Annotated in this window: 16 protein-coding genes and 1 tRNA gene; 13 read left to right on the forward strand and 4 right to left on the reverse strand. The window is 35.6% G+C overall.

The window, feature by feature from the left end:
• The first annotated feature begins 199 nt into the window (after positions 1-199).
• The 6 genes from dnaE (at position 200) to H148_RS0106355 (ending at position 8693) form a co-directional block, all read left to right on the forward strand.
• Positions 200-4582, forward strand: a complete 4383-nt coding sequence (gene dnaE / locus H148_RS0106325; protein ID WP_029034061.1) for a DNA polymerase III subunit alpha — start codon at positions 200-202, stop codon at positions 4580-4582.
• Positions 4583-5104: 522 nt separating this feature from the next.
• Positions 5105-5449 (forward strand): thioredoxin, encoded by a 345-nt coding sequence (gene trxA, locus H148_RS0106335; protein WP_425414068.1) that lies wholly within the window; start codon positions 5105-5107, stop codon positions 5447-5449.
• 96 nt (positions 5450-5545) lie between these two features.
• A complete protein-coding gene (locus H148_RS0106340) occupies positions 5546-6475 on the forward strand; it encodes a DUF58 domain-containing protein (RefSeq protein ID WP_029034063.1) in 930 nt (309 codons plus the stop codon).
• Between the two features lie 85 nt (positions 6476-6560).
• Positions 6561-6634: transfer RNA gene (locus H148_RS0106345), tRNA-Asp, on the forward strand.
• Between the two features lie 285 nt (positions 6635-6919).
• Positions 6920-8116 carry a site-specific integrase gene (locus H148_RS0106350; RefSeq protein ID WP_029034064.1) on the forward strand — a complete coding sequence of 399 codons (1197 nt, stop codon included), beginning with the start codon at positions 6920-6922 and terminating at the stop codon, positions 8114-8116.
• Between the two features lie 142 nt (positions 8117-8258).
• Positions 8259-8693 carry a hypothetical protein gene (locus tag H148_RS0106355; protein WP_029034065.1) on the forward strand — a complete coding sequence of 145 codons (435 nt, stop codon included), beginning with the start codon at positions 8259-8261 and terminating at the stop codon, positions 8691-8693.
• Positions 8694-8709: 16 nt separating this feature from the next.
• Here the strand turns inward: H148_RS0106355 and H148_RS0106360 are convergent, their stop codons facing one another.
• The gene (locus tag H148_RS0106360; RefSeq protein ID WP_029034066.1) at positions 8710-8943 is read right to left on the reverse strand and encodes a hypothetical protein; all 234 of its coding nucleotides are present in this window, start codon (positions 8941-8943) and stop codon (positions 8710-8712) included.
• A 69-nt stretch (positions 8944-9012) separates the two neighbouring features.
• On the opposite strand from H148_RS0106360, the gene H148_RS0106365 reads away from it, so the two are divergent.
• Positions 9013-9396 carry a hypothetical protein gene (locus H148_RS0106365; protein WP_156877210.1) on the forward strand — a complete coding sequence of 128 codons (384 nt, stop codon included), beginning with the start codon at positions 9013-9015 and terminating at the stop codon, positions 9394-9396.
• On the opposite strand, the gene H148_RS0106370 is transcribed toward H148_RS0106365, so the two are convergent.
• Positions 9393-9620, reverse strand: coding sequence for a helix-turn-helix domain-containing protein (locus H148_RS0106370; protein WP_029034068.1), 228 nt, complete (start codon positions 9618-9620; stop codon positions 9393-9395). The genes H148_RS0106365 and H148_RS0106370 overlap by 4 nt on opposite strands.
• Before the next feature lie 83 nt (positions 9621-9703).
• Between H148_RS0106370 and H148_RS0106375 the strand changes: the two genes are divergently transcribed.
• The 6 genes from H148_RS0106375 (at position 9704) to H148_RS18730 (ending at position 14188) form a co-directional block, all read left to right on the forward strand.
• Positions 9704-10558: a hypothetical protein gene (locus H148_RS0106375; protein ID WP_029034069.1), complete on the forward strand. Its 855-nt coding sequence runs from the start codon at positions 9704-9706 to the stop codon at positions 10556-10558.
• Entirely contained in the window at positions 10555-11382 is an 828-nt protein-coding gene (locus H148_RS0106380) for a hypothetical protein (RefSeq protein WP_029034070.1), read from the forward strand. The genes H148_RS0106375 and H148_RS0106380 overlap by 4 nt, the downstream gene beginning before the upstream one ends.
• 213 nt (positions 11383-11595) lie before the next feature.
• Complete coding sequence (locus tag H148_RS17325; protein WP_037324700.1) at positions 11596-11937, forward strand: hypothetical protein; 342 nt, start codon at positions 11596-11598, stop codon at positions 11935-11937.
• Between the two features lie 112 nt (positions 11938-12049).
• Positions 12050-12910, forward strand: coding sequence for an AAA family ATPase (locus tag H148_RS17330; protein WP_051286275.1), 861 nt, complete (start codon positions 12050-12052; stop codon positions 12908-12910).
• Between the two features lie 10 nt (positions 12911-12920).
• The gene (locus tag H148_RS0106395) at positions 12921-13904 is read left to right on the forward strand and encodes a DUF3871 family protein (RefSeq protein ID WP_051286277.1); all 984 of its coding nucleotides are present in this window, start codon (positions 12921-12923) and stop codon (positions 13902-13904) included.
• A 20-nt stretch (positions 13905-13924) separates the two neighbouring features.
• A complete protein-coding gene (locus H148_RS18730) occupies positions 13925-14188 on the forward strand; it encodes a hypothetical protein (protein ID WP_029034072.1) in 264 nt (87 codons plus the stop codon).
• A 148-nt stretch (positions 14189-14336) separates the two neighbouring features.
• Here the strand turns inward: H148_RS18730 and H148_RS0106405 are convergent, their stop codons facing one another.
• Both H148_RS0106405 and H148_RS0106410 read right to left on the reverse strand, forming a co-directional pair.
• On the reverse strand, positions 14337-16661 hold the full coding sequence (locus H148_RS0106405; protein ID WP_029034073.1) for a DEAD/DEAH box helicase family protein: 2325 nt from the start codon (positions 16659-16661) through the stop codon (positions 14337-14339).
• A gap of 19 nt (positions 16662-16680) precedes the next feature.
• Entirely contained in the window at positions 16681-19935 is a 3255-nt protein-coding gene (locus tag H148_RS0106410; RefSeq protein WP_029034074.1) for an Eco57I restriction-modification methylase domain-containing protein, read from the reverse strand.
• Positions 19936-20080: the final 145 nt, after the last annotated feature.

Genomic DNA, 20080 nt, shown 5'->3' on the forward strand with positions numbered 1-20080 from the left:
GGAAATAGAAACCCGGTCTCTTCGTCCGGGTTTTTTTATGCTTCAAAAATGGCATTTTTAACAGGTTATTTCGTTAATAATTCCTGAAAACTTTCCCCGCCGTTACCTGAAATAATACTTATTTTTACCTTTTTAAAATTGCTCCTAATCTTCCGCTTTGTGCTTATAATCAGTAATAAAGCTTCTAAAATACTATTTTATGTACCTTATTTTTGATACTGAAACTACCGGTCTTCCCAAACGCTGGGATGCTCCTTTGACAGATGGTGATAACTGGCCGCGATGTATACAAATCGCATGGCAGTTGCACGACGAAATGGGGAGGGTAGTTGAACATCAGGATTATCTGGTACAACCTGAAGGCTTTAATATCCCTTATGATGCCGAAAAAGTCCACGGAATTTCAACCGAACTCGCTGCCGAAGAAGGCATCTCTCTGAAGGAAGTACTTGAAAAGTTTAATATTGCTCTTTCCCGTTCAAAATATGTTGTAGGACAAAATGTTGGTTTCGATGTCAATATTATGGGGGCAGAGTTTCACCGGCTCCAAATCGAGAACAAGCTGCTGGAGCTTCCGGTACTTGATACATGTACAGAAGTGACCGCTCAACTCTGCTGTATTCCAGGGGGAAGAGGAGGGAAATTCAAATTACCCACCCTTACCGAATTGCATGAATTCCTTTTTCATGAACCTTTTGCTGAAGCCCATAACGCAACAGCCGATGTTGAAGCAACCACCCGTTGTTTCCTGGAGCTTATAAGAAAACGTGTATTTACTTCGGAAGAACTGGATGTAAAGCCCGATTATTTTGAGAATTTTTCAGAGGTAAATCCACAGCCAATTCAGCTAATAGGGTTGAAGCATATCAATCTGAAAAAAGCTTCCGAAGAGATCAGGAAAAGACTTCAGAAGAAAAAGGACAAAGGGATATCTTCAGAAGAAATTAAGGAGAATCTTGAAAAACTGGATGAAGTTGCTTTTTCGCACCTGCATAACCATAGCCAGTTTTCCATTCTACAATCAACCATAAGCATAAAAGACCTTGTGAATGCAGCGGCTAGCCAAAATATGCCTGCGGTGGCGCTTACAGATCATGCAAACATGATGGGCGCTTTCCATTTTGTGAAGGAGGTGGGCGCATATAACAAAGGCATAAAAGCTCAAAATGCTGTTTCAATAGAAAATAATGAACCGGCCACGGCGCGGGAACTTAAAGCAATAATAGGTTGTGAATTTTTTGTGTGTGAAAATCGAAAAGATAAAAGCCGAAAGGACAACGGTTACCAGGTGGTGTTTCTTGCAAAGAATAAACAAGGTTACCACAATCTGGCAAAAATGTCATCTTTAGCTTACACTGAAGGATTTTATTACGTTCCGAGGATCGACAGGGAAATAGTGGAGCAGTATAAAGAGGATCTAATGGTTCTTACCGGAAACCTTTATGGGGAAGTGCCAGGAAAGATCCTTAACGTTGGAGAAAATCAAGCTGAAGAGGCACTATTGTGGTGGAAAGAACAGTTTGGTGATGATTTGTATGTGGAGTTGATGCGTCATAAGCAGGAAGATGAGGACAGGGTAAACCCTGTGCTTGTGGAACTGGCGAAGAAGCATGAAGTGAAATTGGTGGCTACCAATAACACCTATTACTGCGAACAAAAAGATGCCAATGCACATGATATTTTACTTTGTGTTAAAGACGGAGAAAAACAAGCCACTCCTATAGGTCGGGGCCGTGGCTACCGATACGGGCTTCCAAATAATGAGTATTATTTCAAGAGTGGTGATGAGATGAAAGCGCTTTTTAAAGACTTGCCGGAAGCCATTTCCAATGTTCAGGAGGTTGTAGATAAGATTGAACCTTACGAGCTGGCAAGAGACGTCTTGCTTCCCGCTTTTACTATTCCTGAAAGGTTTGTCATGGCCGAAGATGCCGTTGACGGTGGAAAACGGGGAGAAAACGCATACCTAAAGCATATTACTTATGTGGGAGCCGAAAAACGCTATGGGGAGATCACTCCTGCAATTAAGGAACGCCTTGATTTTGAGCTTTCGGTAATTGAAAATACGGGCTATCCCGGTTACTTCCTTATCGTAGAAGATTTTATTAGAGAGGCGCGGAATATGGATGTTTCGGTGGGCCCGGGAAGAGGATCGGCTGCCGGTAGTGCCGTGGCTTACTGCCTTGGGATCACCAATATTGATCCTATTAAGTACGATCTTCTTTTCGAGAGATTTTTGAATCCGGACCGTGTAAGTATGCCCGATATTGATATCGATTTCGATGATGAGGGTCGAAGCCGCGTAATGGATTACGTGATCAAAAAATATGGTGCAAACCAAGTAGCGCAGATCATCACTTATGGTACCATGGCCGCCAAGTCTTCAATAAGAGATACTGCAAGAGTGCTTGACCTGCCGTTGAACGAAGCCGACAGAATCTCAAAACTCATCCCCAATACTAAGCTGTCCAAGATCTTCGGAATGGATGAAAAGGCATTGAAAAGCAGTTTCAGAAGTGAAGATCTGGACAAGATAAACGAGCTGCTCAATATTTCTGAAGGAGATGACCTGGAGGCACAAACCGTCAACCAGGCGAGGATTTTAGAGGGTTCGGTAAGGAATACGGGTATACATGCCTGTGGGGTGATCATTACTCCCAGTGATATTACCAATTTTGTTCCGGTAGCGGTTGCCAAAGATTCAGATTTATATGTGACCCAGTTTGATAACTCGGTTGTTGAGAGTGCCGGACTCCTTAAAATGGACTTTTTAGGTCTTAAAACGCTCACACTTATTAAAGATACAGTGAAGATCGTAAAGGGTCGACACGATATTGATCTCGACCCTGACAGTTTTCCCCTGGATGATGAGAAGACTTACGAGTTATTCCAGCGTGGAGAAACAGTGGGAATCTTCCAGTATGAATCTCCCGGAATGCAGAAGCACATGAAAGACCTCAAGCCAACGGTCTTTGACGATCTTATCGCTATGAACGCGCTGTACAGGCCTGGACCAATGGAATATATTCCAAGTTTTATTGCCCGTAAACATGGACATGAAGAGATCGTCTATGACTTGCCGGCAATGGAGGAATACCTAAAGGAGACCTACGGAATCACAGTCTACCAGGAGCAGGTGATGTTACTTTCACAAAAGCTGGCCAGCTTTACAAAGGGTGAAGCCGACGTGCTGCGGAAAGCGATGGGGAAAAAGATCTTCTCGCTTCTGGAGGAATTAAAGCCCAAATTTCTGGATGGTGGGGAAGCAAACGGTCACCCGCGGGAAGTGCTGGAGAAAATCTGGAAAGACTGGGAAGCTTTTGCTTCTTATGCCTTCAATAAATCCCACTCTACCTGTTATGCCTGGATCGCTTATCAAACAGCATATTTAAAAGCCCATTATCCTGCGGAATATATGGCAGCAGTACTTTCCAACAATATGAACGATATCAAGCAGGTTACCTTCTTCATGGAAGAATGTAAACGAATGAAGCTGAACGTTCTAGGCCCCGACGTGAATGAATCATACTACAAGTTCTCTGTTAACAAGGAAAATGCCGTCCGTTTTGGAATGGGAGCTATTAAAGGAGTTGGCGCCGGGGCGGTAGCAACAATCGTGGAAAATCGTAAAGATAAAGGTTCTTACAAGTCCATTTTTGATATGGCTAAAAGGATCGACCTTAGGGCAGCCAATAAAAAAGCTTTTGAGAATTTAGCGTTAGCCGGCGGTTTTGACAGCTTTGGAGATACGCATCGTGCCCAGTATTTTCATGATGAAGGCGACGGAATCACCTTTTTAGAGAAAGTGGTGAAGTATGCTGCCAAATATCAGGAAAATGAAAATTCGGCGCAGGTTAGTCTTTTTGGAGATGCCAGTGAAGTACAAATTCCCGAACCAGTAGTACCTCCCTGTGAAGAATGGGGAACTATGGAAAAGCTCAAAAGAGAACGTGAAGTGGTGGGGATTTATCTGTCAGGACATCCTTTGGATGACTTTAAAATAGAATTAAAAAGCTTCTGTAATGCTGTTTTGGCAGACTTCCAGAACCTTGAAGATGCCTTGAACAAGGAGCTTACGTTTGGAGGGGTGATAGGCGATGTGCAACACAGGGTGAACAAGCAAGGGCAGGGATGGGCCACTTTTATTGTCGAGGATTATTCAGATTCATATGAGTTCAGGATGTTCAAAGAAGAGTATTTGAAATACCGGCACTTCCTTGTGCCAAATTCATTTATTCATGCGAAGATCTTTATCAGGGAAGGGTATCCAAACAGGGAAACCGGAAGAAAAGGTGATCCAAGATTGCAATTCAATAACATTCAGCTCTTGCATGATGTAATGGAGAATTATGCAAAAAAACTTACTATCCAGCTTAATATTGATGAATTGCAGGAAGACAAGATCGATATCCTAAAAGACCTTTTTAGGAACCATAGCGGAGAGAATCGCCTAAATTTTGTGGTTTATGAGATGAAAGAAAAGATAAAGTTACACATGCCCAGCCGAAAACAAAAGATTAGGATCTCTCAGGAATTATTAAATGCCCTGGAAGAGCAGCAGGTGCTCTATAAGTTAAATTAGGTTTAATACCTCCTCAAAATAAAATTTGGTAGAGGTATTATTTTTTTCAGAAGGCAATTGATAATTCAATCCTTGGTCATAACCATCCCTGCTTAAGGTTACTTAGTTAATTCGAGATAGACTAAACCAATTGCGAAAATTGCTGTAACTAGAATAAAAGAAAGGATAATTCCAATGATTATCTTTTGAACAAATGAAAAACCTTCGGTTTGGTTTTTCCAGAGTTGTGTGAATACTGTCATGGCAATGTTTTTAAGGGGTAAAAATGTTTGAATATATTTGATTTTGAATTACTTAGTATTAAAGATAAAGAAATCTTAAATAATCAAATCAGAAATTTTTGTCAAAACGTTTAAAATCAAAAATAATAGATGAACCAATATTCTCATAATTGAATCGAAAGAAAAATCTTACAAAAACTTAGGAGTTTTGGTGTTAAATAGGAGGCAACAATGAGCAGATAGGGAAATCTGATTTTCTTCGACTATAGAATCCTTATTATTTTGACTATTTTTGTGTATAATAGAAAAACGAACTAAAACAACAAATATGGCTTTAGAAATAACTGACGCAACTTTTGAAGAAAAGGTACTTAAGAGCGACAAACCTGTAATGGTTGATTTTTGGGCAGCATGGTGTGGTCCTTGTAGAATGGTAGGTCCTATTATTGATGATATAAGCAAAGAGTACGAAGGAAAAGCAGTGGTAGGAAAGCTGGATGTAGATGCTAACCAGGAGTTTGCGGCCAAGTATGGTGTTAGAAACATTCCCACCGTCCTTATCTTTAAGAATGGAGAAGTAGTGGGTAGACAGGTTGGAGTTGCACCTAAAAATACATACGCAGAAGCATTAGATCAACTATTGTAGTTTATCTGATATTCAAATATTGAAATTGATCCGGAGGTTTTTCTCCGGATTTTTTTATGTCTATAATTCTGTAACTTAGAGATCAAATTTAAGAAGATGCAGCTAGAGCAGGAAATACATAAGGTAGGCGGATTTCTGAATCTTGAATTACTGGCAACCCAAATAGTAGAGGGATTCATATCTGGACTTCATAAAAGCCCCTTCCATGGATTTTCATCGGAGTTTGCGGAACATAAGGTTTATAACCAGGGCGAGAGTACACGGCATATAGACTGGAAGTTGTTTGCCAAGACCGATAAGCTTTATACAAAGCGATATGAAGAAGAAACCAACCTTCGCTGCCATTTGATCCTCGACAACTCTGCTTCCATGCATTTTCCCGAAATGAAGGGTCAGAGCCTTCAAAATCTGAACAAGGTCGGATTTTCGGTTCTGGCCTCAGCTTGTCTTATGCAAATCCTCAAAAAACAAAGGGATGCTATCGGCCTAAGTATATACAGCGACCGGTATGAATATTATGCACCCGAAAAAGGTAGTGAGAGACACCGCAGGATGCTTTTACATGTACTTGAGGAAACTCTGAGTCAGCCAAAAAATAAAACAGAAACGTCTACTTACACCTATCTGCACCAGATAGCCGAAAAAATTAAGCGACGGTCCCTTATTTTCTTCTTTTCAGATATGTTCCAGGATGAGGTAGAGGAGGAGAAACTTTTTGAAGCGTTAAGGCATTTAAAATTTAATAAGCATGAGCTGGTCCTGTTCCACGTGCTTGATAAGGAAAAGGAATATAATTTTAATTTTGGTGAGGATCCACAGCGGTTTACAGATGTGGAAACCGGTGAGAAAATGGATCTTTATGCTGACAATGTAAAAGAAAATTATCAAAAACAAGTGGAAGCCTACTTTGATAATCTTAAACTGAAGTGTGCGCAGTATGGTATTAAATACGTTCAAGCCGATATTAATGCCAGTTTCAATAAAATTCTGTCCACTTACCTGGTTGAACGTCAGAAGTTTGTTTAACTGGTAAAAAATACTTTCAAATAAGTCTAAAAAAGGTTTGTGGAATTTAAAATGTACTGTATATTTGCCCTCGCAATAAAGCAACGGTCTGGTAGTTCAGTTGGTTAGAATACCTGCCTGTCACGCAGGGGGTCGCGAGTTCGAGTCTCGTCCAGACCGCAAATTGCAAAGAAGCTCCTCTAATCGGGGAGCTTTTTTTCGCAATAAAGAGTAGTTGTGTTGTTTGGGGTAAATCGTTGATTTACCTGGGTTTAGAAGTAAACCAATGAGAAGCTTTTCCCTTTGAGGGAAGGGCTTTTTTGCTTTAAAAGCCTTTCTGATTATTCTCTTCTTCTCTACATTTCCACTTAATTTCTTCAATAAAAGGTACCAAATGAGGTACCCCCTCCAATATAAAAAGGTACCCCCTTATACAATGTATTACTAACTAAAAACCAAGAACATATGAAAACACTTTTTCTAATAATCAATCAAAAAATCAATAAAGCAGGATTGACACCTATTATGTGCAGGATAACTTATGAGAAATCACGAAAGCAATTCTCTACAGGATTATTTATTAATCCTGATTATTGGGATAGAGAGAAACAGAAGGTTCTGGATAAGGCAGAAAATTCAGAATATGTAAATAAACAGATAAGCCTGATTAAGCAAAAACTTTGTCAGGCTTTTTTAATACTCCAAATTCAGCAGGGAAGTTTTGATGTTGAAGATATCTTAAAAAGGTACAATGGTGAAGAAACTAAAAAGGAACTTGGTGTTATAACTGCCTATCAGGAGCACAATAACTACTACAAAAAACTGGTAGGTAAAGACATAAAAGAAGTGTCTTGGCAAAAGTTTGAGAACACGAAAAGTCACCTGCAGGAGTTTGTAAAGTGGAAATTTGATCAGAGGGATATAAAATTGAATACTCTGAAACATCAGTTTATACAAGATTTTGAATACTACCTCAGGACAGTAAAGGAGATGCAGCAAAGCACCATTAATAAAACTCTTCAGAGGTTTAAGAAGATGATCAATTTTGCTATAGCCCAGGATTATTTAGATAAGAATCCTTTCCTCATGCACAAACCTAAACCAGCAAGAAAAGAAGTTGTCTATCTAACCAAGGCTGAGCTTTCCCAGCTACAAAATAAAGAAATGGGGAATAAGAGGCTTGAAGAGGTAAAAGACTGTTTTGTATTCTGTTGTTACACTGGTTTAGCTTTTAAAGAGATGAGTAATCTTAGAAAACAACATATTGTAAAAAGTAGAGATGGGAGGAATTGGATTAAAATGAAGAGACAAAAAACTAATAAGTCTATTTCAGTTCCTTTACTACCCGTTGCTCAGAAACTAATTGAAAAATATGAAGGAAAAGTAAATGGAGAAAAAATATTGCCATCCAAAACTAATTCTCATTTCAATGCTTATCTCAAAGAAATAGCTAATCTCTGTGAGCTCAAGATTAACCTGACTCACCATATAGCAAGGAAAACTTTTGCCACTACTGTACTGCTTCTAAACGATGTTCCTATGGAAGTTGTAAGTAAACTCCTAGGTCATTCCAGAATAGGAATCACCCAAGCTCACTATGGGCAAATATTAGAAGAGAAGGTGCAGGAAGAAATGATGAGATTGTCAGACAAATTAAAGTAGAAAAATGATAGGCACCTAGAGATAGGTGCTTATCCTTTAAAATCAATCAATTACAAAAATTTTCTTAGATTTCAAGAAAAAAATATTGATTCAAAAATTTTGAGCACAAAGTTCTTTGTTAATAACTTCAAAAGAATTAAATATGAATTATGCTGTAAAAATTTATCCAGTCTCTAGACATCAATCTACAATTGTCAAACTTATTCTAAGAATCTTAGGTTCTAACGAGATGCAAAAGGCCAAAGAATTAGCTAAAAAAGGAGGAATTATTAGCAAAAACCTTAATAAAGAAGCTGCGACACAAATTGCAAACCAACTTCGGGAGCTGGGGGCTCAGGTCGAAATTATTGAAATGAATAATGTCGAGCCAATACCTGTAGAAGATAAGAGAAATGATCAGTCAAAAGGTTTAGATAATAATATTAAAGTAATTCTTAATAGCAAAAATACCACACTTATCGTAGAAACAGATTCAGGTTATAAATTACAAATAAAAGAAAATGAAAATTCTCTTCTTATAGAGGATCACTTAGGTAACAAAATTAATTTAAGCCAGAACGGAATTAATATAAAATAACTTCGCCAGTTCTTTTTTACAGGGAGGTAAAATCAGAGTATTTATCAAGCAGTTCCCCTTCTTTAAAAGTTCTTTTAGCTACTATTTTATTCTGGTTGTTGCAGTATTCTATTTCTATAAAAAACTTGGCTAAGGCATAAAGTAAGAACCTTGATCCTCCCTCAACTTTAATATCTAGGAATGTCCCTTTCTTGAATACGGTGTCATACTGAACCTGCTCAGATAATCTTGAAAAGTCATAAAGGGTCATAGTTGATAAATTTCAGATTAACTTCTTAAATTATATAATTTCTTTCAATTATAATGCTATATTCATAAAATGAAATTAAGTCTATATTGTTTTATAGCTTTTTTGCCGTTTTTGGGTTTTACCCAAACCTATACTTCACCCTATACACAACACTTCCCTTCTGGTGGAATAGAAGGTATTAACCGCACAATTATATTCCAAGAATCAGAAGTACAGATTATAACTGAGACTCCTGAGGGTAAGGATATATATGTGCTTAATATTCAGCAAGTTTCCTCGGAACTATTAAAGGAATCTGCTGGGGAGGATACTATATTTCATTGTGTCACCAGGGACGGAAAATTCCCAGCTACAATAAGAATACCCTACCAAGAAAAAATAGAAATTATAGATGTTATAGAGCCTTCTCTGGATGGGGAAGGGGAACGTTATTATAGATTTTTAGTGGATTAGGAAAGATCGAAGAGATCCTTTATATCTACACGTAAAGCTGAAGAGATAGCATTTACATTCCCTACAGATGTATTTATTATTCCTCTCTCAATTCTGCTGATTTGGGAGATTTCTACGCCAAGATCATTGGCTAGTTGTGCTTGTGTAAAACCCTGAGCTCTTCTTACTCTGCGCAGATTTTTACCAAATGCTAATAAAAATTCTTTTTCACTTAAATATTCCACGGGTTAAAATTCGTGGAGCATCAACTTTATTTGATAGGCATATTTGCCTATTTTTAACATTATCTTATTTCAATTTTATCCGCATGAACCTATTAAACCTTTTCAAACCTACGCCACAAAAATTAGAAAGAAGGAACCAAAAGAGAATATTTCAACTTCTGTACGAGTTTGCTAATTCTCCACAACTTGATGATCTAATAACTTCAGATAAACCCTTCAGAACTATCACCTTTTGGAGCAATCCTGATACTGCCATACCAGATTTTTTTTACGAATGGATTGATAGGAAAGGACTTAAAATAACCAGGAATGGAGATCAATATTCTCTATTAAATAATTCTTTTACTTGGCGTGTAACCAAGTATAAATTCAAGGAATTTCAAAATTATTATTACGGTTATTACTTTGAACCAAAATTTGAAGTTTCATCAAAACCATTTAAGAAGGAAATTTTACATCTAATTATTGAGATTGAGAGAAATTATCCTAAAAAAGTGGAACACATCCATTACAACCATGAAAAGCAAAGGATAGAGGGTTGTACCCTGAATGAAAATAAGACAAAAGAAGACCTTGATATAGTTTTTATTCAGAACCAATTAAAAGCACGGTTAGAGTCCTTGAAGCAATTTGATGTTAACCAATATCTAATGAGGACGAGTATGGCAAAATTCAATCCCTATATAGTTGAGGTCAGGAGGAATCTTGAGGGGCGCTTTCAAGAAATAGCAGAAGATTACTTGAAGAAATTAGCTAAATATAATATCCCTGTTGAAGGTGTACCTTTTAAAAAGGAATTAGAAAAAGAAGCTAACTACTTAGCTGAAAATTTACTTGACGATTATGACCTCTATGAAAATGGATTAGAGCGTGGAGATTTGAGAAAAGCTATAGATGCAGCAAAAACAAAAACAATAACTAAATATTTAAATATATGATTTGGATAATTATTACAGCAATCATTCTATTTTTCTTGGGTAAAATGATGTTAAGCTATCAAAAAGATAATGTTGATTTGCAAGAGAAAAGTCTTCAAGAAAAATTTCATGTTCTCATTAGTAGGCTAAATGAATATGCCTTCAATGGGGGAGGAATAATTACTCCTATAGATAAAAGAGAATTTAATTTATACAGAGAGGGTTCAAATCAAATAATTAACTTCATGTACAGCCAAGGCACCTTAAACATTACCTGGAGGTACAAATATTTTCAAAAAGAAGTAGTGCACAAAAAACATTTTCTTAACTGTCGCAATCTAAGTCTCTTTGAACAGGGAAATATGGCTTCAACTTTAATAAAGGAAATGGTGGAGGTAATAAATGAGCATAAAAGAAAAGTATTACCGATAGATACAGGAGGAGACATTTTTAAACCTGATAATTCCATTGAATTAGAAGAAAAGGAGCCATGTTTAATTGACTTATCAAAAAGGTATAAGGAAGCGGTAATAAGTTTACTCATTGTCCTAGCAGGAAGTGATCAGGAATTAACAAAAGGAATTCGGGAGGAGGAATTTGAAGTTATTAATAAATACGCTGATGAATTCTGCTTAACTGAGGAATTTACGCTATTACAAGACCTTGGGCTGGCGAAGATTCTTGAGATGTTGAAGGCTCTCTCTGATTCACAAAAGGAGGAGTTAGTAGATTTAGTATTAGAACTATTGAAATCGGATGGTCCTATAAACAAGATTGAAGAAGAACAAACTGATTTTGCTCTTATAAAAATAGATGTGCCAGGTCATTTGCTGATATATGTTTAAAAAAAATTATTTTTTTCTAAATTTCTCAGCGAAAGAGTATTATAATCTATAATACTACCCCCCTCTAAATTAAAAGTTGGTCATACCCCCCTTGCATTATTGTGTAGCTGGGGAGGTGTGACTTCTTTTCTCCTGTGAAACCTAACTTTCAGCCCCTACTCTCTTTCACCACCGGGGATATATTCTCCAAACAACATAAAAATTGATAAAACTATGGTTACAATTATTAGTTACAAATCCTTTGAAAGAGAGGATGGAGAAAAATTTTATGCACTAATTGTGCAAGGAGGTTTAGAAGCTGTCAAGAGTAAAGAAACAGGACAGAATTACTTCACTGCTAAGACAGCTCAAGTTCCCTGTACCTTTGATGAAGTCACTTGTAAATCTTTAGTAGGGTCACAGATCCCAGGTACAATAAAAAAGATTGAAGTGGAGCCTTATGAATACACAGATACTCAAACTGGTGAAGTCAATACTTTTTCCCAAAGAAGTGTTTTTATAACTGAAGAAGAAGAAATTGTGAATAGAAACGTAGAAAAAGAAGCAGTGGTTTAAAAACGACTGCATAAAAAAATAAGAAGGAGTCTATAATGGCTCCTTTTTTTATGTCTAATAATGTCATCTATAAATGATCATAGGGTCGGTGACACCTAATAATTTTTATATTATGAAATTACAACAAGCGCAGCGAAGTCAAGTAAAGCTAAGAATTGGCTTGAGCGGTCCCAGTGGTTATGGTAAAACCTATTCAGCCTTACTACTTGCTTTTGGGGTAACTCAGGATTGGAGCAAGATAGCTGTCATTGATACAGAAAATAATTCTGCAAGCCTTTACTCTCACTTAGGAGGATACAATGTTTTACCTCTTGAAGAACCTTATACTCCATCAAGATACATTCAAGCAATTAAAATATGTCAAGAAGCTGGAATGGAAGTGATCATAGTGGACTCGATAAGTCATGAATGGTCGGGAAAGGGGGGGTGTCTTGAAATGCATGAGCAACTTGGGGGGAGGTTTCAGGACTGGAGCAAAGTGACTCCTGAGCATAATAAATTTATTGATGCTTTAGTGCAGTCCAGCTCTCACATAATTGCTACTACTCGACGCAAAGTGGATTACTCTTTAGATAGAGATATGAATGGTAAAACCAAAGTTATGAAACTGGGAACTAAAGAAATTACTAGAGAAGGTTGGGAATATGAACTTACAGTCAACTTTGAGTTTATCAATGATAATCATTTGGTAAAAGCTTCAAAAGACAGGACTGGATTGTTTATGGACAAACCTGAATTTGTCATAAACGGAGCGACTGGTAAGAAACTAAAGAACTGGTGTAGTGAAGGAATTTCTCTAGACAATGTGAAGAAAGAAATTGCACAGTGTCATCATTTGAAAGGACTTAAGTATATCTATGAGAAATATCCTGCTCTCGCAAAAGAAATTTATCCGATAATTATGGAGCGCAAAACAGCAATTGAAAGCACTAATGCGCAGGTTATTGAAGAAAATAAAATTGAAAAACTCTAAACTATTGAAGATGGAATTAATCACAAATAACCCACTACATATAAATATAGTAGATGAAAAGGAGGTCATACACTCCTCTAATAGCAGCTTTATTGAAGCTAATACCAAAGAAGTTACTCTTGAACACCTGCGGAACGATTGTATAATACCTGTATTTGCAAAGGATAATGAAAGTACAATAAGTCATTATCAGTTTGTGCAGAAGACTAGAGAAATAGCGCAAGATCTCTTCCCTGAATTTGAAGTAGCAGAGCCTTCTATTAAGACTTCTCACATTATTAAAGGCAGAATACCCTCTGCTATTGGAAAGCCTGCTAAAGAGCTTCTAGAGCATGAAAAGACATTGTATTATGAACGCTGTGCCTTTGTTATGGAAATTCCATCTGTAGTTGAAAACATTAACGGGAATAGCTTAGCATTAAGCATTGGTGGAGTAAGAGCTTACAATCAAGAGAATTTGTTTAGTAAGAAGAGTCCAGAGAAATTTAAAATTTTCATTGGGTTTAAGAATATGGTCTGTACTAATCTCTGTATATCAACCGATGGATTAGCAGATCAGGTGAGAGTGAATAGTATAAATCAATTGTCAGATGCAGTAGAATTATTACTAAACAACTATGATCGGGAGAAGCACTTAGGATTAATGGAAAGAATGAGTAGGTATTGTCTAACTCAGGAACAGTTTGCTCATTTTGTAGGTAAACTAAGAATGTATCAGTTTATGCCAAAATCCGAGCAGAGCTTTTTATATCCTGTCGCATTAAATGATAGTCAAATCAACACTGTGGTGAAAAATTACTATCACTGTCCTAACTTTTCTTGTAGAGAGGATGGGTCAATTGATTTGTGGAGTTTATACAATTTGTTCACAGAAGCAAATAAGAGCTCTTATATAGATAATAATTTTGAGAGGTCTGTAAATGCGTATGAGTTAACAAATAACCTCGTTAATTCGCTGCAAAACAGGTCTGAGAACTACTTCCTGCTACATTAATTATATAGCTGTTTTGTAAAATGAATGATAAACAGTTAGCAGAGATATTGAAGTATAGCTCGCCCCAAACATTATATATAGTTACTTGGAACAATCTTTTAAAGATCCTTTACTGCCCATTTGAGGTGATAGTCAGACAGCAGATTGGAGAATTAACTAAGGATGAAAAAGTTTCAGTAGAAGCCGTAAAAGTTACTACTAAATTGAAGACTGTATATATTGTTAGAGGGCGAGCCTATTTCTATTGTCATTTTGAAATAATCGACAGAGTGGAGCCTCCCTAATACAAAAGAAAAGGAGTTTAGGTCATATTTTGTATAATCAAACTTTTGAGTGTGTTTTCTCCTGAACAAAAAAACCACTGAAAACGTAGAATTCGAAAAAGGCGGTTTTATCCCTTTTCTTTCTTAATCTTCTTAAAAGATTAGGAGATCAATCCGTCTTTTTTTCTAAAAGAGAATAGAATCCTTTGTCCACCAAAGAATAGGAGAGCAGCGCATGACTGTTTAAATATCTTTTCTTTAAATTTTTGAATTTAATTTTTTCATAAGTCATGGTTAATCCAGAGTAATGCAGAATTATAGAATCATTATTGGCTTTAATTATGTCAGATTCCTCTTTTATTGTAGTAGCATTTTTACTATTGGGAAGCTGAGATTCGAATAGGTAAGAACTAATTTTTCCATCTCCCTTTTTTCTTTCCTGTGGTTTTTCTTTCATGTAAAAGAGACCTTTTATTATCCCAATAACAAGGTTAGATGGGTAATCTATTATCTTTCCATTTGAGTTAACATTAATTTCACTCAAAATTGGATCTTTAAATATTTTAACGTGCTGTGAAAAATAGTCTTTAAGATAAGCTTGTAATTTTTCGATATTAATATACTCTTGTCTAATGCAATATTTGTAACAGAATCTAATCAAGTTAACTTTAAAATTCATTCCCTTGTCCTGTTCCAAAAGCTCCATGTTCAGTTCTTTTTTATAGATTAGTTCTGGGTGATAAGACGAGGGAAAAAATTTGATTTCAAAATATTGATGTAGAAGCTCATTTACATGGAAAGAAATAAGCGTGGACTTTCTTTTATTTTTTGCTGTAGTTTTCAGAAAATACAAGCTTTTGGCAACATTTCTAACTTCAGAATTTATTTGAATTAGATCCTTGAAAATGCTGTCAATAAAATCGGTCTCTTTAAATAGAATACCATACTTGGGGGCTATCTCTTTAGGAACAGAATTAGCATTAAACTCTCCTTTCAAAAGAGTCTTAATTTTAGTTTGGATGTAAGTATTCCGCTCCGAATAGGCAAATAGATTAAAAAGTAAGATTTTATAATTTTGAATGGAGTGATCAATAACCTCCTCAAATTTCATTTTTAATAGAAATTCAATTTCTCTCTCTTCATCTAAACTTCCTGAAAATTCGAAATCATATTTATTTGGTATATGGACTGGGAAGACATCATCAAACTCTTGTAGTGCTATTTCTAACTCGTCAGGGTCATTATAAGTTTGGTTTAATTCCTCAATAAAATATGCCTCTTGTATAACCATCTTTTTAATTAGGGAATCAAGTAAATGAGATGGGCTACCGTCAGAATCTTTATAATAAAAGGAACTCTTCTGGGCAAACAAATATTCAAATCTGTTATGTGAATCTATGAGATACGGGAGAACCATGTTAAAATAAAGTCTTTGGTGGTTCCTTTCAAGATTAATTTCTTCCCTTTTAGCTTTTACAGAAAATTCAGCTTTTTGATATTGTCTATTTACTACGTCTACTTCAATATCCATTTTTTTTCTAAACCTTTTGGAGAATTGCTTTATTTCAACTGGATTATGTTCGTGAAGCATTAATGCTTTACCAATCTTTTCATTTAATACATTAGCACCTGTACTTATCACGTTGGTAGTAATTAAAAACTGTATGCCGGAGGGAATATTACTATCAATAACTAGGCTTTCATAAATTTCACTGTCCTTGCGTGATGCAGTTAAAACAAAAGCTTTACAATTGAAGTTTGACTCAATTAGATGTTTAAATTTTTCACATTCCTTTTTGTTTTTGATGTAAATAATATTCAGGTGGTCCTGAGGGAATCTTTCCAGACATTCCTCAGCAAATCTTTTAACGTGGTTGGCAGCACTATCTTTAGAATATTGAATATTTATCTGAGCCTTTTTATTTCTCTTGATTATCTTCAATTCGTTAAGCCCAAGAATATATTTAATGGCTTCGTAAGGAGTACCACTCATTGCTACAATCTTTGCAGAAGTTTTTATAAGGACTTGAAAAGTGGAAAAGAAAAATTGCCTAACATATTCTTTTTTATAATTATAAAGGAGAGAATGCGCTTCATCTAAAATTATTATATCTTTTGATGTAAGCCCATCTCCAATCAATTTTAGACTGTGATAAGTTGAAGTGACAATTTGGTCCTCCGAATTTAAACTCTTCCTTCTGCTCTGATGATTTAATTCAAGATCAATAGCAATACCCTTTTTCAAAAGTTCATTTTTGAACTGATTTTGTATTATTAAAAAGGGACTGCAGTAAATTATTCTTCCTTCCTTTTTATTTTGTACTTGGGAAATACAGAGGTCTGCGAAAAATTTAGTTTTACCACTACCCGGACTTGCATTGAGAAGGACTCTTCTGCTTAGGTCTATAAAAGACAAAATGTTTTCCTTCTCTTCAGAAATGTATTGTTTAATAAAAATTTCTTTAGTTTGATCCTGGTCTTTTTTTAAACTCATTTTTAGCTAAGAGTAAGGATTAAATTTTACTAACTAGCTCATTAAGCCGTTCATCTAACTCTAACATTTTTGATTTATCTGAATGATGTTTATGAGCTAATTTGGAGGTCTCCATCAATTTTTTGTGAATTATATTTTTATTATCAAATGAAGGGATATTTAATTGTGGTCTTATTTTAAAAGTTCTGGAATCTGACGAGTTATAAATGAACCTGGCTGTAACAGGGGCATTAAAAATTGCACAGATGTAATGTGCTTCATCTAATGTTATAAACCTGCCATTCTCGTCTTGAGTAATAGTTACAGCATGGTTTTGAAACTGCGGACGCTTCAATTCCCCCCAAGGTGTAATTAAATCTGTTACAACGGCTGCCTGCCATTTGGAGTTATCCCTAAAAGCTACGTAATTTTTAGCGAAGCTATAATCCCCAACTCTGGCAAGAGCATAAAATTCATTATTATGTTTTGAGCCAATAATCTTGGAATTGTAGTCAGTTTGTGAAGTTAGAACTTCTTTAAACTTTGTAAAATATTTAGCTAAAAGTTTGGACTCTTTTGTTAGCTCCTTAATTCCAATGGGGCTTCTTTTATTGTTTTCATTATATGGAAATGGTACAAGATATTTTGGCTTTTTAATATGGAATCTCTCAATATCAACTCCTTTTACCAGAGGGTGTAAAAACTTTTTTTCTAGCAGAATGGTTTGCTGTGGAATTTTATATTTAGAACTTTTCTTTTGGAAATTCTTGACAAACACTTTGTCCTTTTGTGGTTTCATTTTAGAATCATATTCCAATAGAAATAATTCTTGGGGATAAAATTCTACACCTTCTCTTCCTACATAAGAAGTAGATCCTGAAATTTTCTTGAAATTATTAAGCTCTAAACTCGAATCAGCATAAGAAAAAATGGTATTATCTTCATTGGCATGACCAATCAGCCCTATTTCTTTTTTAAATAGATGCGACACTTTGGAAAATTGAGTGACATTTACATATTTTAAAAGATTCTCCCTACTGTTTTTTATGTAATGGGTGGCAGGAATTCCTTCTGAATAGTCAACTTCTTTGGCAGAAAAGAAAAAAGAAAGAAATTTATGTTGTACCGGTTTGAAAGGATGTCCAGCTTTTGTCCAGTCATATATTTCCTGTAAATACAGTTTCCTTTCATTATCCAGGTTAAACTTTCTAAAACCTTCATAGGTTTGTTGGAAGAGTAATGATTGTGGCATGAGGAAAGCTAAATTTCCATCAGGCTTTAACCAATTTTCAGCACATACATTTGAAATTAATGCACACACGTTTAAGTTAATTCCACCTGTGATACTGTCCCCCGAAAAGAGATGTCTAGACACACATAAACTTTTAATTCTTTCTCTGTAACCGGCAGGTAAATTTTTCCAATCTATCCAGGGTGGATTTCCTGCTATTATGTCGAATCTACCCAAGTTGGCAGTGGTTAAAAAATTAGTCACTATTCTTGCCCATATTCCATTCCAATCATTCTTCTCCAGTTCAATAAATTGTGAAGCTAGAAGTTTAATGTTTTCAATTACTACTTTTTGTTGATCTTTAGGTGAAGTTATACTCAATAATTTAGTGACGATGTTTTCCTCATCTAAATTGTGGATATCATCTTCTATAGAAGTCATTATTTTTGAAAACTCCTCAGGATTATCTACTATACTTTTTGGTAGTATTATTTCAATTCCACCTTTAATTGTCTGGATTTTGTAGTATAGACAGTCCACCCCTTCAACTAAAGTTTGTGATGGCACGTAAGAGGCATCTCCTAAATAAACGGGTATTTCAAATTCATCACCATCTAAAATGAGGGGAGAAATATTTATAAAATAATTAATTCTAGCTGTCAGAACTGCCAAAGGATTTAAATCAATTCCCTTTACCCTGGAAAGTATAGATTTCAGCCTTTCCTCTCTTGATAAGTGTGTGGTTTCTTCTAATACCTTCCTTATCATAGTGGTCAAAAAAGTTCCTGATCCAGCACATGGATCAAGAGCGGTCCATTTAGAATTATTTGACTTATTAATTGCTTCTTGAATAAGATGATCAGCAAGCCAAGGTGGTGTATAAAATTCTCCAAGGCTATGTCTTACCTTATCAGGTATAATATTCATGTATAAATCTTTAAAAAGATCAAACACGTTTATTACATCATCAAAAATAGCTTTATCCTCATAAGGTGTAAGAATTTGAAAAATTTCGCCTACTAAATTTCCTATGTCACTATTCCATTGTTCAGGTGTACTATACCAGGCAAAGAAGTCTCCTTCTAGTAAGTTCCCTATTCCCAAATTTCTGAAAACTGCGCCTTCCTCTAATTCATTCATCTGGTGCCTTAATGAATTGGAGTCGGAAAGGGCTAACTTATTAAATTCAATTAATGACTCATCGAACCTAACTTTACTTATTACCTTATAGGCTATTATTTTAACAATAATGGCGTATGTAGTCTGGAGGGCATAGAGTGTAAGATATTCATCATCTTTACTTTTAAATTTTTCATTGACTATAGCCTCTAATGCCGATCGTCTCTCCTCTATAGCTTTCTGCTTTGATTTATCATCATGAGCTAGACGGAAAAGTTCCTTCCACTCCTGAAAAAGCATTTTAGATTTTCCTGTAGATAAAGTTTTAAGAGTGTTGTAAAGAACTAAAGTCAATTGTTTAGCTACACTTTCTTCTGCAGGGGAACAGAAATCTTTGACCAGATTTTGTGGAGTTAAGGCAACTTTTTCAAGTAAAATAATATTCTTTATAAGACGGTCAAGATGCTTCGCCTTGATTGGCTCAAATGCACCAGTAACAACTTGTCCATCTTCCATGGAAATAAATTGACACTCTACTCCATCTGTCACCAATCCAAGATAATCTGTCTCTTCCTCCTTGAAAAGTCCATTTAGGTATTCTTTTAGTTGCTTTGAAGCCTTATTTTTTTTGCCAACATTATTAAAGGTAGAGGGTTGCTTAAATTCTATTACTAGAGCTCCTATTTTACTGTCTATTCTCCCTTTGGAAATATGTCTCTCAGTATGGACAGACTTCTCTTTCTGGGGATAATAGGTGATACCCAATACATTTTTAATAAAAGCGAAAAGTTCCAATTCAAAAATGGAAACTACTGTTGCTTCATTTTCTGCAGATTTACATGCTTTAACTATATCGGAGGATACTTCTTCTAAGATGGAGGAGTATTCATCTGATTTAATTATGAATTCTAAATTTTTTTGTTTAAGCTTTTCTAGATTGTTCATTTATCGAAGTTTCCCTATAATATAATTGTAGAAGTAGTGGATGATGAGGCTAAAATAATTAAACTAAGTCTCCCAATTATGGTAGGTTTAAACTTATTTCCTCAAAATATTTTTTTTGTAGATGGCTAGTTATAGAGAGGAAAAA

Origin of the sequence: Salinimicrobium terrae DSM 17865, from assembly GCF_000424665.1 — a bacterium.
Taxonomy (GTDB): Bacteria; Bacteroidota; Bacteroidia; order Flavobacteriales; family Flavobacteriaceae; genus Salinimicrobium; species Salinimicrobium terrae.

Excerpts from the sequence above, each read along its gene's own strand:
- H148_RS0106350 (WP_029034064.1), top strand. The coding sequence starts at position 6,920 with ATGAAAACACTTTTTCTAATAATCAATCAAAAAATCAATAAAGCAGGA.
- H148_RS0106380 (WP_029034070.1), top strand. The coding sequence starts at position 10,555 with ATGATTTGGATAATTATTACAGCAATCATTCTATTTTTCTTGGGTAAA.
- H148_RS0106360 (WP_029034066.1), bottom strand. The coding sequence starts at position 8,943 with ATGACCCTTTATGACTTTTCAAGATTATCTGAGCAGGTTCAGTATGAC.
- H148_RS0106395 (WP_051286277.1), top strand. The coding sequence starts at position 12,921 with ATGGAATTAATCACAAATAACCCACTACATATAAATATAGTAGATGAA.
- H148_RS0106365 (WP_156877210.1), top strand. The coding sequence starts at position 9,013 with ATGAAATTAAGTCTATATTGTTTTATAGCTTTTTTGCCGTTTTTGGGT.
- H148_RS18730 (WP_029034072.1), top strand. The coding sequence starts at position 13,925 with ATGAATGATAAACAGTTAGCAGAGATATTGAAGTATAGCTCGCCCCAA.
- dnaE (WP_029034061.1), top strand. The coding sequence starts at position 200 with ATGTACCTTATTTTTGATACTGAAACTACCGGTCTTCCCAAACGCTGG.
- H148_RS17325 (WP_037324700.1), top strand. The coding sequence starts at position 11,596 with ATGGTTACAATTATTAGTTACAAATCCTTTGAAAGAGAGGATGGAGAA.
- H148_RS0106355 (WP_029034065.1), top strand. The coding sequence starts at position 8,259 with ATGAATTATGCTGTAAAAATTTATCCAGTCTCTAGACATCAATCTACA.
- H148_RS17330 (WP_051286275.1), top strand. The coding sequence starts at position 12,050 with ATGAAATTACAACAAGCGCAGCGAAGTCAAGTAAAGCTAAGAATTGGC.
- H148_RS0106340 (WP_029034063.1), top strand. The coding sequence starts at position 5,546 with ATGCAGCTAGAGCAGGAAATACATAAGGTAGGCGGATTTCTGAATCTT.
- H148_RS0106405 (WP_029034073.1), bottom strand. The coding sequence starts at position 16,661 with ATGAGTTTAAAAAAAGACCAGGATCAAACTAAAGAAATTTTTATTAAA.
- H148_RS0106375 (WP_029034069.1), top strand. The coding sequence starts at position 9,704 with ATGAACCTATTAAACCTTTTCAAACCTACGCCACAAAAATTAGAAAGA.
- H148_RS0106410 (WP_029034074.1), bottom strand. The coding sequence starts at position 19,935 with ATGAACAATCTAGAAAAGCTTAAACAAAAAAATTTAGAATTCATAATT.